Genomic DNA, 12621 nt, shown 5'->3' on the forward strand with positions numbered 1-12621 from the left:
TGCACTGACAGACGGGAGGCCCGGTGCCAGCTGGCCCCGGGCCTCCCGTCTGTCTGGTGTGCCCGATCAGGGCACGAGGCGACTCAGGAGGACGACTCCCAGTCCGCGGGACCGCGCGAACCGGCGCGGTACTCCTCGAGCGGGACGTCGTTCGCCTTCCAGGCGGCGACGACCGGCTCGACGATCTCCCAGCAGCGCTCGGCCACGTCACCGCGGATGGAGAGCAGCGGGTCGTCGTGGAAGATGCCGTTGAGGACCTCGCCGTACGGGGTGAGCTCGCCGTCGCTGAAGGACGAGGACAGCGTGATCTGTCCCATCTCGAACGGGTTGCCGCCACCGTTGGCCGACACGGTCAGCTCGATCTCGTCCGGGTTCAGGACGATGCGGAGCGTGTCCGTCTTCGGCCGACCGCTCAGGCCGGAGGGCAGACGCGGCACCGGCTTGAAGGTGATGAGGACTTCCTTGCGGCTGTTGCCGAGGGCCTTGCCGGAGCGCAGCGTGAAGGGGACGCCCTTCCAGCGGGCGGTGTCCACCTCGACGGAGATCTCGGCGAGGGTCTCGGTCTGGCGCGACGGGTCGACGCCGTCCTCCTCCTGGTAGGAGGGGAGGTCCTTGCCGTCGATCGTGCCCGCCGTGTACACGGCGCGACGCGAGGCGATCTTGGCGTCGTCGCCCTTGAGCTGGGTCGACCGGAGCGCGCGGGCGAGGGACGAACGGAACTCGACGGCGTCGATCTCCGCCGGGGCGTCCATCGTGACGATGCCGAGGATCTGCAGCAGGTGCGACTGGATCATGTCGACCATCGCGCCGGCCTCGTCGTAGTACTGGGCGCGGTTCTCGAGGCCGAGGGTCTCGTCGTAGAAGATGTCGACCTTCTCGATGTTCTCCGCGTTCCAGATGGGCTCGAACAGGCGGTTCGCGAAGCGCAGACCGATGATGTTCAGCACCGTGGTGCGGCCGAGGAAGTGGTCGGTGCGGTGGACGCGGTCCTCGGGAACGAGCTTCAGCACCGTCTCGTTGAGGGCCTTGGCGCTCGCGACGTCGGTGCCGAAGGGCTTCTCGAACGCGAGGGTGGTGCCCTCGGGGAGCTCGACGTGCTCGAGCGCCTCGCAGATGTCCGAGGCGATCTGCGGCGGGAGCGCGAAGTAGAGGATCGGCTCGTGCTCGGCGGCGGCGAGGAGGGCCTCGAGGTGCTTCGGGTCCGTCGGGTCGCCCTGGATGAAGGTCGTCGACTCGATGGTCGCGTCGACCTCGGGGCCCTTGACGTCCTGCGAGGCGAAGGACGTCGTGACGATGTCCTTCCACTTCTCGGGGCTGCGCTCGCTGCGGCCAGTACCGATCAGCTGCACGGGGACGGAACGGCCGCTCTGCAGGAACGTGCCGAGACCCGGCAGGAGCAGGCGGGAGGCGAGGTCGCCCGTCGCGCCGAAGATGATGAGAGTGCGCTTGTCGGTCACCGGGGGTGACTCCTTTCGCGAGGTGGATGGGTCCGCGTGGCTCAAGCCGCTGTCGGACCGGTTGATTCCCCAGGCTGGAACGCTGTCACGATCCACAGCCGGGAAGGTCGTCCGGACACAGTTCGGGCGGCACCAGGTGGTGCCGCCCGAAGCGCGTCAGGTGCGGGTCAGTGCCCGAAGTTGCCGCGGTAGTACTCGAAGACCCAGCCGACGAGCGTGATCGTCACCAGCGCGAGGCCGATCGGGACGATCCAGAGGCCGGCTGCGACCCCGAGGAAGATGATCGAGACCGAGGCTGCCAGCAGGATGGGCCACCACGACCACGGGCTGAAGTGCCCGAGCTCGGCGTCGCCGTCCTCGATGTTGGCGTCCTGGCGGTCCTCGGGCAGGTCCCCGCCCTGGGCCGACAGCACGCGCTGCAGGTAGAAGGCGATGAACGCCGACATGACCCCGACGAGGCCGAGGCCCATCGTGCCCACCGGCTCCCACCCACCGTGGTTGAGGCGGAACCAGATCGTGTACGCGGCGTCCGCGAGGATGAAGAACCCGAAGAGGATCCAGAACAGGTTGACGTTGGCGCGCATCGCCTTACTTCACCTCGCCCTTCGCGGCGTCGTAGGTCGGGGCATCGGGAGCGTCCTTCGCAGGACCCACACCGATCGGCACACCCGCTTCGGGGTGGTTCAGGTCGAACGCCGGGGACTCGGAACGAATCCGCGGGATCGACGTGAAGTTGTGTCGCGGCGGCGGGCAGGAGGTCGCCCACTCGAGCGAGCGGCCGTAGCCCCACGGGTCGTTCACGGCCACCTTCGGAGCGTTCCGCGCCGTGACGTAGACGTTGAAGATGAACGGCAGGAACGAGATGCCGAGGATCATCGCGCCGATGGTCGACAGCTGGTTCATCCAGGTGAAGCCGTCGTTCGGCAGGTAGGTCGCGTACCGACGCGGCATGCCGATGACGCCCAGCCAGTGCTGGATCAGGAACGTCGTGTGGAACCCGACGAACAGCAGCCAGAAGTGGATCTTGCCGAGACGCTCGTTGAGCATGCGCCCGGTCCACTTCGGCCACCAGAAGTAGAAGCCGGAGAACATGGCGAACACGACGGTGCCGAACACCACGTAGTGGAAGTGCGCCACGACGAAGTACGAGTCGGACACGTGGAAGTCGAGCGGCGGCGAGGCCAGGATGACGCCCGTCAGACCACCGAAGGTGAACGTGATCAGGAAGCCGATGGCCCAGAGGATCGGGGTCTCGAAGGTGACCGAACCGCGCCACATCGTGCCGACCCAGTTGAAGATCTTCACGCCGGTGGGGACCGCGATGAGCATCGTCATGAGGGAGAACCACGGCAGCAGCACCGAACCGGTGACGTACATGTGGTGCGCCCACACCGTGATCGAGAGGGCCGCGATGGAGATGGTCGCGTAGACGAGGGTCTTGTAGCCGAAGATCGGCTTGCGGCTGAAGACCGGGAAGACCTCGGAGACGATGCCGAAGAACGGCAGCGCGATGATGTAGACCTCGGGGTGCCCGAAGAACCAGAACATGTGCTGCCAGAGCAGCGCTCCGCCGTTGGCCGGGTTGAACACCTGGGCGTCGAACACCCGGTCGAGACCGAGGCCGAAGAGCGCGGCGGCGAGGACCGGGAAGGCCATCAGCACGAGGAGCGACGTCACGAGGGTGTTCCACGTGAAGATCGACATGCGGAACATCGTCATGCCGGGAGCGCGCATCGTGATGATCGTCGTGATGAAGTTCACCGCGCCGAGGATCGTCGAGAAGCCGGTCAGGCCGAGCCCGAACACCCAGAGTGTGCCGCCGAGCCCTGGTGTGAACGTCGTGTCACTCAGTGGCGCGTACGCGAACCAGCCGAACGACGCGGCGCCCTGCGGGGTGAGGAAGCCACCGACGGCGATGAGGCCACCGAAGAAGTAGAGCCAGAACGCGAAGCCGTTGAGCCGCGGGAAGGCGACGTCAGGGGCACCGATCTGCAGCGGCATGATCGCGTTCGCGAAGCCCGAGAACAGCGGCGTCGCGAAGAGCAGCAGCATGATCGTGCCATGCATCGTGAAGAGCTGGTTGTACTGCTCCTTCGTCGCGACGAGCTGCAGCCCGGGCTCGAAGAGCTGCGCGCGGATGACGAGTGCCATCACGCCGGCGAGCAGGAAGTACAGGAACGACGTGATCAGGTACATGTACCCGATCGTCTTGTGGTCCGTGGAGGTGATCCACCGGACGATGATGTTGCCCTTCCGACCGACCTTGGACGCCTGGAAGTCCGGCGTCGCGGTGCTGGTCGGTTGGCCGACGAATGACGTTGTCATCTGGCGAGCCCCTACTTGTCGTCGCTCGACGCCGTGACGGGCGCCTTGTTGTCAGGCTGGTTCGTGTTGGTGTTGTACTCGTCGCCGAGCAGGCCCACCTTGCCCTGGTCGGTCAGGGTGTCGAGGTACGCCTGGTAGTCAGACGAGGACACGACCTTGACCTGGAAGAGCATGAGGGAGTGGTACTCGCCGCAGAGCTCGGCGCACTTGCCCTGGTACGTCCCGATCTTCTGCGGGATGAAGTACTCGTAGTTCGTCTTGCCGGGGAGCATGTCCTTCTTGTACAAGAAGTCGATGACCCAGAAGGAGTGGTCGACGTCACGCGAGTCGAGCTCGATCTTGACCTTCTTGTCGACGGGCAGGTACAGCGTCGGGAGCTGCGTCTCGTCGATCGCGCCGTTCGCGTTCTCTTCTTCCTGGGCCTGGATGCCCTGGTAGTAGACGCTCTTCGACGGGTCGTTCTGGTTGATGTAGTTGAAGTCCCAGCCCCAGCGCTTGCCGTAGACGTGCACGGTGGCGTCCGGCTGCGCGAAGGGCTTCTCGATCGCGGCCTGGTCCTTCGCGGTGAAGGCGAAGAAGCCCAGCACGAGGATGAGCGGCACGATCGTGTAGAAGATCTCGAGCGGCATGTTGTACCGCATCTGCACCGGGAGGCCGGTCTGGCCCTTCCGACGGCGGTAGACGATGGCGGCCCAGATGATCAGACCCCAGACGATGAGCCCCACCGCGAGCAGCACGATCCAGCTCGTGGTCCACAGGCCGACGACGCGGCTCGTGTGGTTGGTGACGTCCTTCGTCTCTTCCGTCCCGGGGAGCCATCCGTTGAGCTGCTGCTGCGAGCACCCAGCCAGTGCGATGACCAGACCGACGGCCACCGGGACGGCCGCCCAACGTATACGGCGATTCGAACGCACTGTTACCTCTCGGAAGACGCGGAAGCGAGAGCGCAGTCTGTCGTTGCCGACACCGTGCCGCTCGGAGGCGACGCATGACTGGTTCCCAGCTTGGTTGGAACACTCCTAGCTTACTCGCAGCTGGTGACAGCGAGTGCACGCGCGACACGCGTCGTGGACTCTCGGGGGGCCCTGGGACGACTATTTCCCCTGGTCATCCGCGAGATGTCCGAGATCGGCGGCGTCGCCACGCCGAATGACGAACGGGGAGCGACCGTGTCGGTCGCTCCCCGTCCGGGTGCTGCTCGTGGTGGGCTCAGTGGAAGCTGTCGCCGCACGCGCAGCTGCCCTGCGCGTTGGGGTTGTCGATGGTGAAGCCCTGCTTCTGGATGGTGTCCTCGAAGTCGATCGTCGCGCCGTCCAGGTACGGGACGCTCATCTTGTCCACGACGACCTCGACACCGTCGAACTCGGCGGTGGTGTCACCGTCGAGCAGACGCTCGTCGAAGTAGAGCTGGTAGATGAGCCCCGAGCAGCCGCCGGGCTGGACGGCCAGGCGCAGGCGGAGGTCGTCGCGGCCCTCCTGCTCGAGGAGGCTCGCCACCTTGCCGGCGGCGGCGTCGCTGAGCAGGACCCCGTGCGACGGGACGGCCGTGGTGACGGCTTCGGTCGTGATGGTGTCGCTCATGCGCGCCTCCTTCTGGGCGGTGCGGTCACCGCGCCTCGTCTCCGATTGTAAACACCCGCACCGACGGAACGCACACGCCCGTCGCGCGGTGTGGAGGACATGCACGGTTCCACCTGCCGGGGGCGGGCGGTCAGGACCGGCCGACCCGGGCCTCCCGTCCGGTGTCCGCGCTCAGGCGCGCGTGGCGAGGCGAGCCAGCAGGATCGTCTCGGAAGCGACCGCGCGGTGCAGCACGCCGAGGTGCTGCGACTCGTTCGGGCTGTGCGCGCGCGTGTCGGGGTCCTCGACGCCCGTCACCAGGATCTGGGCCTCGGGGAACTCGGCGGCCAGGTCGGAGACGAACGGGATCGAGCCGCCGATGCCCTGCTCGACGGGCTCAGCGCCCCACCCCTCGGCCATCGCGGTCCTGGCCTCCTTGACGGCCCAGCCGCTGGTGTCCACCAGGAACCCGTCGCCCGCGTCCGGTTCGCTCAGCTCGACGCGGGCGCCGAACGGGGTGTGCGCGCGGATGTGGCGCTCGACGGCGGCCGCGGCGTCCGTGGCGCTCTGGCCGGGTGCCACGCGCACCGAGACCCGCGCGCTGACGGTGGGCAGCAGCGTGTTCGACGCGTTCGCCACGCTGGGGACGTCCATGCCCGTGACGGTGATCGACGGCTGGAACCACATGCGGGAGAGCACGTCGCCGGTGCCGACGGGTCGCACCCCGGACACGAGGGCGGCGTCGGCCGCGAGCTCGTCCTCGGAGCGCGCGGGGACCGGGGCGTCGTACGCGGTCAGGCCCTCGACGGCGACCGAGCCCGCGTCGTCGTGCAGGGAGCTGAGGAGGCGGACCATCGGCAGCATGGCGTCGGGTGCCGCTCCCCCGAACATGCCGCTGTGGCTGGCGTGCTCGAGCGTCGTCACGGTCAGCTTGAAGGTGACGTTGCCGCGGAGGGACACGGTGATCGCGGGGACCTCGGTGGACCAGTTGTCGCTGTCGGCCACGACGATGACGTCGGCGGCGAGGTGCTCCTTCTGCTCCCGGAGGAAGGTGCGGAACGAGCGGGAGCCGAACTCCTCCTCGCCCTCGACGAACAGCACGATGCCGAGGTCGAGGTCGTCCCCGAACCGGGCGTGCAACGCCCGGAGCGAGGCGATGTGCGTCATCACCCCGGCCTTGTCGTCCGAGGCACCGCGACCGTAGAGCCGGTCCCCGCGGAGCGTCGGCTCGAACGGCGGGGTCTCCCAGAGCGCGTCGTCGCCCTGCGGCTGCACGTCGTGGTGGGCGTAGAGCATCACGGTCGGCTTGCCGTTCCGGGCCGGACGGACGGCCAGCACCGCGGGCTGCCCCAGCTCGACGCCGGCGTGCTCCGTGCCCTCGGCCTCGCTGGCACCGTCCGGTGTGTCGCCCGACACGGCGGACCGAACGATCCGGACGGACTCGAACACGCCCGTGTCCCGCGCCAGTCCGGCGACCGCCTCGGCGCTGCGGCGCACGGCCGACGCGTCGAACGCCGACCACGACACCGACGGGATCCGCACCAGCGCGGAGAGGTCGGCGATCGTCCGGGGCAGGTCGCCATGGACCTGTTCGCGGAGGGCGTCGAGCAGCTCGGGGTCGGTCGCGGGCGCGGACTGTGCGGTGTCGGTCATGCCCGGTAATCTAGAGGACACCAACGTCGGGCTGTTCCCCGGCGCACCGCTCACCGACCAGCAGGAATCACCGTGGCGAAGGCAGCACCCAAGACCATCACGACAGTCAACCCCTCGGAAGAGGAACTGCTCGAGCAGGGCAAGGGCCGTCCCACCCCGTCCCGTCGTGAGCGGGAAGCGGCCAACCGCCGTCCCCTCGTGGGCAACTCTCCCGTCGACAAGAAGGCAGCGCGCGCACGCCTCAACAGCGAGCGCGAGAAGGCCCGCGTCGGCATGGCCAACGGCGAGGAGCGCTACCTCCCCGCGAAGGACCGCGGCGAGCAGCGCCGGTTCGTCCGCGACACGATCGACGCCCGCTGGAACGTGGGCGAGGTCATGATGCCCGTCCTCGTGCTGTTCCTGGTCGTCGGCTTCGCTGCTCCGCGGACCTCGGTCGCCTCGTACTCCCTGCTGGTGATCTGGGCATTCGTGGCGCTGTTCCTCATCGACTGCCTGGTGCTCTGGATGTCGCTCCGCAAGAAGCTCACCGCGAAGTTCGGCGAGTTCCAGCGCGGCACCTTCTTCTACATCCTGACGCGGGCGTGGCAGCTGCGCTTCCTGCGCCTGCCGAAGCCCCAGGTCAAGCGCGGGCAGCGTCCCGCCTGACCTCGTGTCCTCCCGGAGCGCCGTCGGCATCGCCGGCGGCGCTTCGTCGTTCCCGGTGCGTCTGATGCTGCGGGCGGTGCGATCGCACGTCGTGTCGGGTCGCGGAGCGCCGAGTCGACACCACGTGCGATCTCGGCGGGGCGCGGGGGCGCGGGGGCGCGGGGGCGCGGGGTGCGGGAGGCGTCGGGCCGGAGGCTCGGTGGCGGGCCGGCGGTGAGCCTCCCGTCCGGCGAGGGGTCACGACACCCCGAGCGCGCAGCGCCGACCGGTCACAACCCGTCGCCCGCGCCGCGTGTCAGCGACGGAACGCGACCGCTCGGCGGACCTGAGCGGGGTGTCGCGACCGCTCGCGCGCAGCGGGCGGTGAGATCGCACGTCGTGTCGGGTCGCGGAGCGCCGAGGCGACACGACGTGCGATCTCGGCGGGCCGCCGAGGCGGGACGCGCCGGGCCGGAGGCTCGGTGGCGGTCCGGCGGCGAGCCTCCCGTCCGGCGAGGGGTCACGACACCCCGAGCGCGCAGCGCCGACCGGTCACAACCCGTCGCTCGCGCGGCGCGCCAGCGACGGAACGCGACCACTCGACGGACCTGAGCGGGGTGTCGCGACCGCTCACGCGCAGCAGGCGGCGCGATCGCACTTGGTGTCGGGTCGCGGAGCGCCGAGGCGACACGACGTGCGATCTCGCCGGGGCGCGGGGGCGCGGGGGCGGGACGCGTCGGGCCGGAGGCTCGGTGGCGGGCCGGCGCCGCGCCTCCCGTCCGGCGAGGGGTCACGACACCCCGAGCGCGCAGCGCCGACGGGTCACGATGCGTCGGTCGCGCGGCGCGCGAGCGACGGATCGCGACCGCTCGACGGACCTGAGCGGGGTGTCGCGACCAGTCGCGCGCAGCAGGCGGTGAGATCGCACGTCGTGTCGGGTCGCGGAGCGCCGAGGCGACACGACGTGCGATCTCGGCGGGGCGGGGTGCCGGGGCGGGACGCGTCGGGCCGGAGGCTCAGTGGCGGGTCGGCGCCGGGGCTCCCGTCCGGCGAGGGGTCACGACACCCCGAGCGCGTCGCGCCGACGGGTCACGATGCGTCGGTCGCTCGGCGCGCGAGCGACGGAACGCGACCGCTCGGCGGACCTGAGCGGGGTGTCGCGACCGCTCGGCGGACCTGAGCGGGGTGTCGCGACCGCTCGGCGGACCTGAGCGGGGTGTCGCGACCGCTCGACGCGCGACCGCTCGGCGCGTCAGCGCTCCGCGCGCCGCAACCGCTTCCGGCGCAGCCGGTTGATGCGCGTGGCCCAGGTCGGGCCCTCGTAGAGGAACGCCGTGTAGCCCTGCACGAGCGTGGCGCCGGCCTCGATGCGGGCCTGGACGTCGGCCTCGGTGGTGACGCCGCCGACGGCCACGACGCAGAAGTCCGCCGGCACGGCAGCCCGCACGCGCCGCAGGACCTCGAGCGACCGTGAGGCGATCGGCGCACCGGACAGTCCCCCGGCGCCCATCGCGGTCACGTCGGCCTCGGGCGTCGTCAGCCCGGAGCGGCCGATCGTGGTGTTGTTCGCGATGATGCCGGCGAGTCCGACGTCTACGGCGAGACCGGCGATCGCGTCGATCTGCTCGTCGGTCAGGTCCGGCGCGATCTTCACGAGCACGGGCACCCGGCCCGCGGCCTCGTGCACGGCGTCGAGCAGCGGCCGGAGCTGGTCGAGCTCCTGCAGGCCGCGCAGTCCGGGCGTGTTCGGCGAACTGACGTTGACGGCCAGGTAGTCCGCGAAGGGGGCGAGGAGCCGCGTCGACTCGAGGTAGTCGTCGACGGCGTCGGCGACGTCCACGACGCGGCTCTTGCCGATGTTCACGCCGATGACCGGTCGGCCCGGGTTGCGCCGGGCACGTTCGAGTCGGCGGGCAGCGGCCGGGGCGCCGTGGTTGTTGAAGCCCATCCGGTTGATCAGTGCGCGGTCGGCGATGAGCCGGAACAGTCGGGGCTTGTCGTTGCCCGGCTGCGGCTTCGCGGTGATCGTGCCGACCTCGACGTGGCCGAAACCGAGCAGGCCGAGCCCGGCGATGCCCTTGGCGTTCTTGTCGAACCCGGCGGCCAGGCCGAAGCGGGACGGGAAGTGGATGCCCATCGTGGTGACACCGTCGGCCGCGGCGGGACGGGAGTAGCGCTCGACGACCCCGGCGAGGAACGGCACGCGCGGCAGCCACCGGATGACCGCGAACGCGACGTGGTGCGCACGCTCGGGGTCCATGTTCGCGAACACCGCACGGAAGACCACGCCGTAGCCGACGCGGATGCACCGTTCGGCGATGTTCGTCACGCGCCCGCCCCGGTGCTCGCTGTGCGCGGGCCGTCGCGGTGGTCGATGCGGAGCTGCCCGATCGCGGACTCGAAGTCCTCGAGCGAGTCGAAGGCCTGGTAGACGCTGGCGTAGCGGAGGTAGGCGACCTCGTCGAGCTCACGCAACGGGTCGAGGATCGCCAGGCCGATGTCGTTGGCGTCGATCTGGCTGGCGCCCGAGGACCGCACGATCTCCTCCACCCGCTGCGCGAGCACCGCGAGGTCGGAGTCGGTGACGGGCCGTCCCTGGCACGCCTTGCGCACGCCGGAGATGATCTTCTCGCGCGAGAACGGCTCGAGCACCCCGTTGCGCTTGACCACGTTCAACGACGCCGTCTCGGTGGTCGAGAAACGGCGGCCGCAGTTCGGGCACTGACGGCGTCGGCGGATGGAGGTGCCGTCGTCGCTCGTGCGGGAGTCGACGACGCGGGAGTCCGGGTGGCGGCAGAAGGGGCAGAACATGGCACCGCCAAGGCTATCGGTTCACGCGCTCCGTCACGGCGGCACCGTGCCCCGGCAGCTGTTCCTCGGTCGACAGGGCGACGATGTGCGGAGCCACCGCGGCCAGGGCCGCGGCCGTGTACCGGATGACCTGCTGCGGCCGGAGGAACGTCGACGCGGACAGCCCCGACCCGAAGCGCGCCTGACCACCCGTCGGCAGCACGTGGTTCGACCCGGCGAGGTAGTCGCCGAGGCTGACCGGCGTGCTCGGGCCGACGAACACCGCACCTGCGGCGTCGATGTCCGCGAACACGGCGTCGTCGTCGACGGTCTGGATCTCGAGGTGCTCCGGCCCGTAGGCGTTGCTCACCGTGGCGGCGTCGGTCAGTGAGTCCACCAGCACGACGGCGGACTGCGGTCCGTCGAGTGCGGCCTGGAGGCGCGCCGCTGTCCCCAGGGCGGCCGTCCGTTCCGGGATGGCGGCTTCCACCGCGTCGGCGAAGGCCGCCGACGTCGTCACCAGCACGCTGCCGGCCTGCTCGTCGTGTTCGGCCTGGCTGATGAGGTCGGCGGCGACGAACCCGGGGTCGGCGGAGTCGTCCGCGATGACGAGGATCTCGGTGGCACCGGCTTCGGAGTCGATCCCGACGACGCCACGCACCAGGCGCTTCGCCGCGGCAACGTAGTTGTTGCCCGGGCCGGTCACCAGGTCGACCGGGTCGAGCCCGATCTCGGCGACGCCGTACGCCAGCGCGCCGATCGCCCCGGCCCCGCCCATCGCGTAGACCTCGTCCACCCCGAGGAGCCCGGCCGCGGCGAGGATCGTCGGGTGCACGGCGCCCCCGTGGTCCCGCTGCGGTGGCGACACGAGCGCGATCGACCCGACACCGGCGACCTGCGCGGGGACGACGTTCATCACGACGCTCGAGGGGTACACGGCCTTGCCGCCGGGCACGTACAGCCCGACACGACGCATCGGCTGCCAGCGCTGGTGCACCTCGGCACCGTCGCCGAGGGTGGTCACGGACGGCTGCGGCACCTGCGCCGCACTCGCGGCGCGGACGCGGGTGATGGCTTCGTCGAGCGCCGTGCGGAGCTGCGGGGTGAGTCCGGCGACCGCGGCGGCGATCTCGGCAGCGGGCACCCGGACGTGCTCGGGGGCTCCCCCGTCGAACCGCTCGGCCTGCTCGCGCAGCGCGTCGGCACCGCGGTCGCGCACGTCGTCGACGAGCACCCGGGCGGCGTCCACCGCATGCCCGACGTCACCGACGGCGCGCGGCATGAGTCGGAGGAGTTCGGCACGGGCGGGGAGACCGCCGCGGAGGTCGATTCGCTGCATCATGAGGCCTCCAGCGTAGCGAGCACCCCTGACCGCCATGCGCCGGCGAGCAGCGGTCAGGGGGCAGCCGTGACGGCCGTGACGACCGCGCGGTGGTGGTCCACGGCGGGCTCGTCCCAGGCGCCGAGCAGCACGAGCGTCGCGATGCGGAAGGCCAGCGCACGGACGAGCAGCTGTGACCACTCGGGGACCTCGACGCCGAGCGGCCCGAGCTCGTCGAGCGGGACACCGTGCCAGCAGACGGCGTCGACCGCCGCGATCGCCGCACCGAGCCCGGCCGGCCGCCAGTACGGCGCCCAGTCGAACACGGCCGGTGGGGCGTCGGCGGCGAACAGCACGTTGCCGAGCAGGTCCCCGTGGATGACCTGCGCGGGTGCCTCGACCGGCCGGAACGCCGCGGCCAGTTCCGCGAGCATCGGGTCGTTCGGCAGCGGGGTCTCGCCCCACACCATCCGGTCGGCCCGGCTCCAGGGGTCGTCCGTCGTGTCGAGGAACGCCGGACGCTGCAGGTCGGCGAGGGCACGGTGGAAGGCGGTTCCCGCGCGGATGACGTCCGACGCGCGGGACTCGTCCGTGGCACCGTCGACCCACGTGGAGGCCTCCCATCCACCGTGCAGCCAACCGCCGTCCTGCGTGACGACGGGCCGGGGCGTCCGGAACTCCGGGGTGTGGCCGAGTCGGGTCAGCACGTCCGCCTTCCACACGGCCTCGGCTGGGTCACCGTGCGGCCGCAGCACGACGTCGCCGGCGCGCCAGGTGAGCCCACGGCCACCTGGAAGCGGATCCGGGACCGCCCCGGCGACCCCGAAGGCCGTCAGGACCTCGGGGTCGGGGCGACCCGGGCGTTCCACGTCCCTGCTCCCCCGGGCCGCG

General features: G+C 70.5%; 11 protein-coding genes. 1 reads left to right on the top strand and 10 read right to left on the bottom strand.

From position 1 onward, the window contains the following. Positions 1–83: 83 nt before the first annotated feature. The 6 genes from ITJ68_RS15500 to ITJ68_RS15525 all read right to left on the bottom strand — a co-directional run bounded on the left by ITJ68_RS15500 (position 84) and on the right by ITJ68_RS15525 (position 6995). Positions 84–1457, bottom strand: a complete 1374-nt coding sequence (locus tag ITJ68_RS15500) for a glucose-6-phosphate dehydrogenase (protein ID WP_194662515.1) — start codon at positions 1455–1457, stop codon at positions 84–86. 167 nt (positions 1458–1624) lie between these two features. Next, entirely contained in the window at positions 1625–2041 is a 417-nt protein-coding gene (locus tag ITJ68_RS15505; protein WP_194662516.1) for a cytochrome c oxidase subunit 4, read from the bottom strand. A 4-nt stretch (positions 2042–2045) separates the two neighbouring features. Next, on the bottom strand, positions 2046–3782 hold the full coding sequence (gene ctaD / locus ITJ68_RS15510; protein ID WP_194662517.1) for a cytochrome c oxidase subunit I: 1737 nt from the start codon (positions 3780–3782) through the stop codon (positions 2046–2048). 11 nt (positions 3783–3793) lie between these two features. Beyond that, on the bottom strand, positions 3794–4696 hold the full coding sequence (coxB, locus tag ITJ68_RS15515; protein ID WP_194662518.1) for a cytochrome c oxidase subunit II: 903 nt from the start codon (positions 4694–4696) through the stop codon (positions 3794–3796). A gap of 295 nt (positions 4697–4991) precedes the next feature. Next, complete coding sequence (locus ITJ68_RS15520) at positions 4992–5363, bottom strand: HesB/IscA family protein (protein WP_194626017.1); 372 nt, start codon at positions 5361–5363, stop codon at positions 4992–4994. Between the two features lie 171 nt (positions 5364–5534). Beyond that, on the bottom strand, positions 5535–6995 hold the full coding sequence (locus ITJ68_RS15525) for a dipeptidase (RefSeq protein WP_194662519.1): 1461 nt from the start codon (positions 6993–6995) through the stop codon (positions 5535–5537). Between the two features lie 72 nt (positions 6996–7067). Between ITJ68_RS15525 and ITJ68_RS15530 the strand changes: the two genes are divergently transcribed. Then, positions 7068–7640: a DUF3043 domain-containing protein gene (locus ITJ68_RS15530; protein ID WP_268097010.1), complete on the top strand. Its 573-nt coding sequence runs from the start codon at positions 7068–7070 to the stop codon at positions 7638–7640. Positions 7641–8871: 1231 nt separating this feature from the next. Here ITJ68_RS15530 and ITJ68_RS15535 read toward each other — a convergent pair. From ITJ68_RS15535 to ITJ68_RS15550, 4 genes are read right to left on the bottom strand one after another with little or no spacing between them, the layout of a single operon-like run. Further along, entirely contained in the window at positions 8872–9939 is a 1068-nt protein-coding gene (locus ITJ68_RS15535; protein ID WP_416354655.1) for a quinone-dependent dihydroorotate dehydrogenase, read from the bottom strand. Between the two features lie 5 nt (positions 9940–9944). After that, positions 9945–10430, bottom strand: coding sequence for a transcriptional regulator NrdR (nrdR, locus tag ITJ68_RS15540; protein WP_194662523.1), 486 nt, complete (start codon positions 10428–10430; stop codon positions 9945–9947). 13 nt (positions 10431–10443) lie between these two features. After that, on the bottom strand, positions 10444–11751 hold the full coding sequence (hisD, locus tag ITJ68_RS15545; protein WP_194662524.1) for a histidinol dehydrogenase: 1308 nt from the start codon (positions 11749–11751) through the stop codon (positions 10444–10446). A 53-nt stretch (positions 11752–11804) separates the two neighbouring features. Further along, complete coding sequence (locus ITJ68_RS15550) at positions 11805–12599, bottom strand: hypothetical protein (RefSeq protein ID WP_194662525.1); 795 nt, start codon at positions 12597–12599, stop codon at positions 11805–11807. Positions 12600–12621: the final 22 nt, after the last annotated feature.

The organism is Curtobacterium sp. VKM Ac-1395 (assembly GCF_015350975.1).
Lineage (GTDB): Bacteria > Actinomycetota > Actinomycetes > Actinomycetales > Microbacteriaceae > Curtobacterium.

Bases quoted from the DNA above. Each gene is read 5' to 3' on its own strand.
- ITJ68_RS15525 (WP_194662519.1), bottom strand. From the start codon at position 6,995: ATGACCGACACCGCACAGTCCGCGCCCGCGACCGACCCCGAGCTGCTC.
- hisD (WP_194662524.1), bottom strand. From the start codon at position 11,751: ATGATGCAGCGAATCGACCTCCGCGGCGGTCTCCCCGCCCGTGCCGAA.
- nrdR (WP_194662523.1), bottom strand. From the start codon at position 10,430: ATGTTCTGCCCCTTCTGCCGCCACCCGGACTCCCGCGTCGTCGACTCC.
- ITJ68_RS15520 (WP_194626017.1), bottom strand. From the start codon at position 5,363: ATGAGCGACACCATCACGACCGAAGCCGTCACCACGGCCGTCCCGTCG.
- ITJ68_RS15505 (WP_194662516.1), bottom strand. From the start codon at position 2,041: ATGCGCGCCAACGTCAACCTGTTCTGGATCCTCTTCGGGTTCTTCATC.
- ctaD (WP_194662517.1), bottom strand. From the start codon at position 3,782: ATGACAACGTCATTCGTCGGCCAACCGACCAGCACCGCGACGCCGGAC.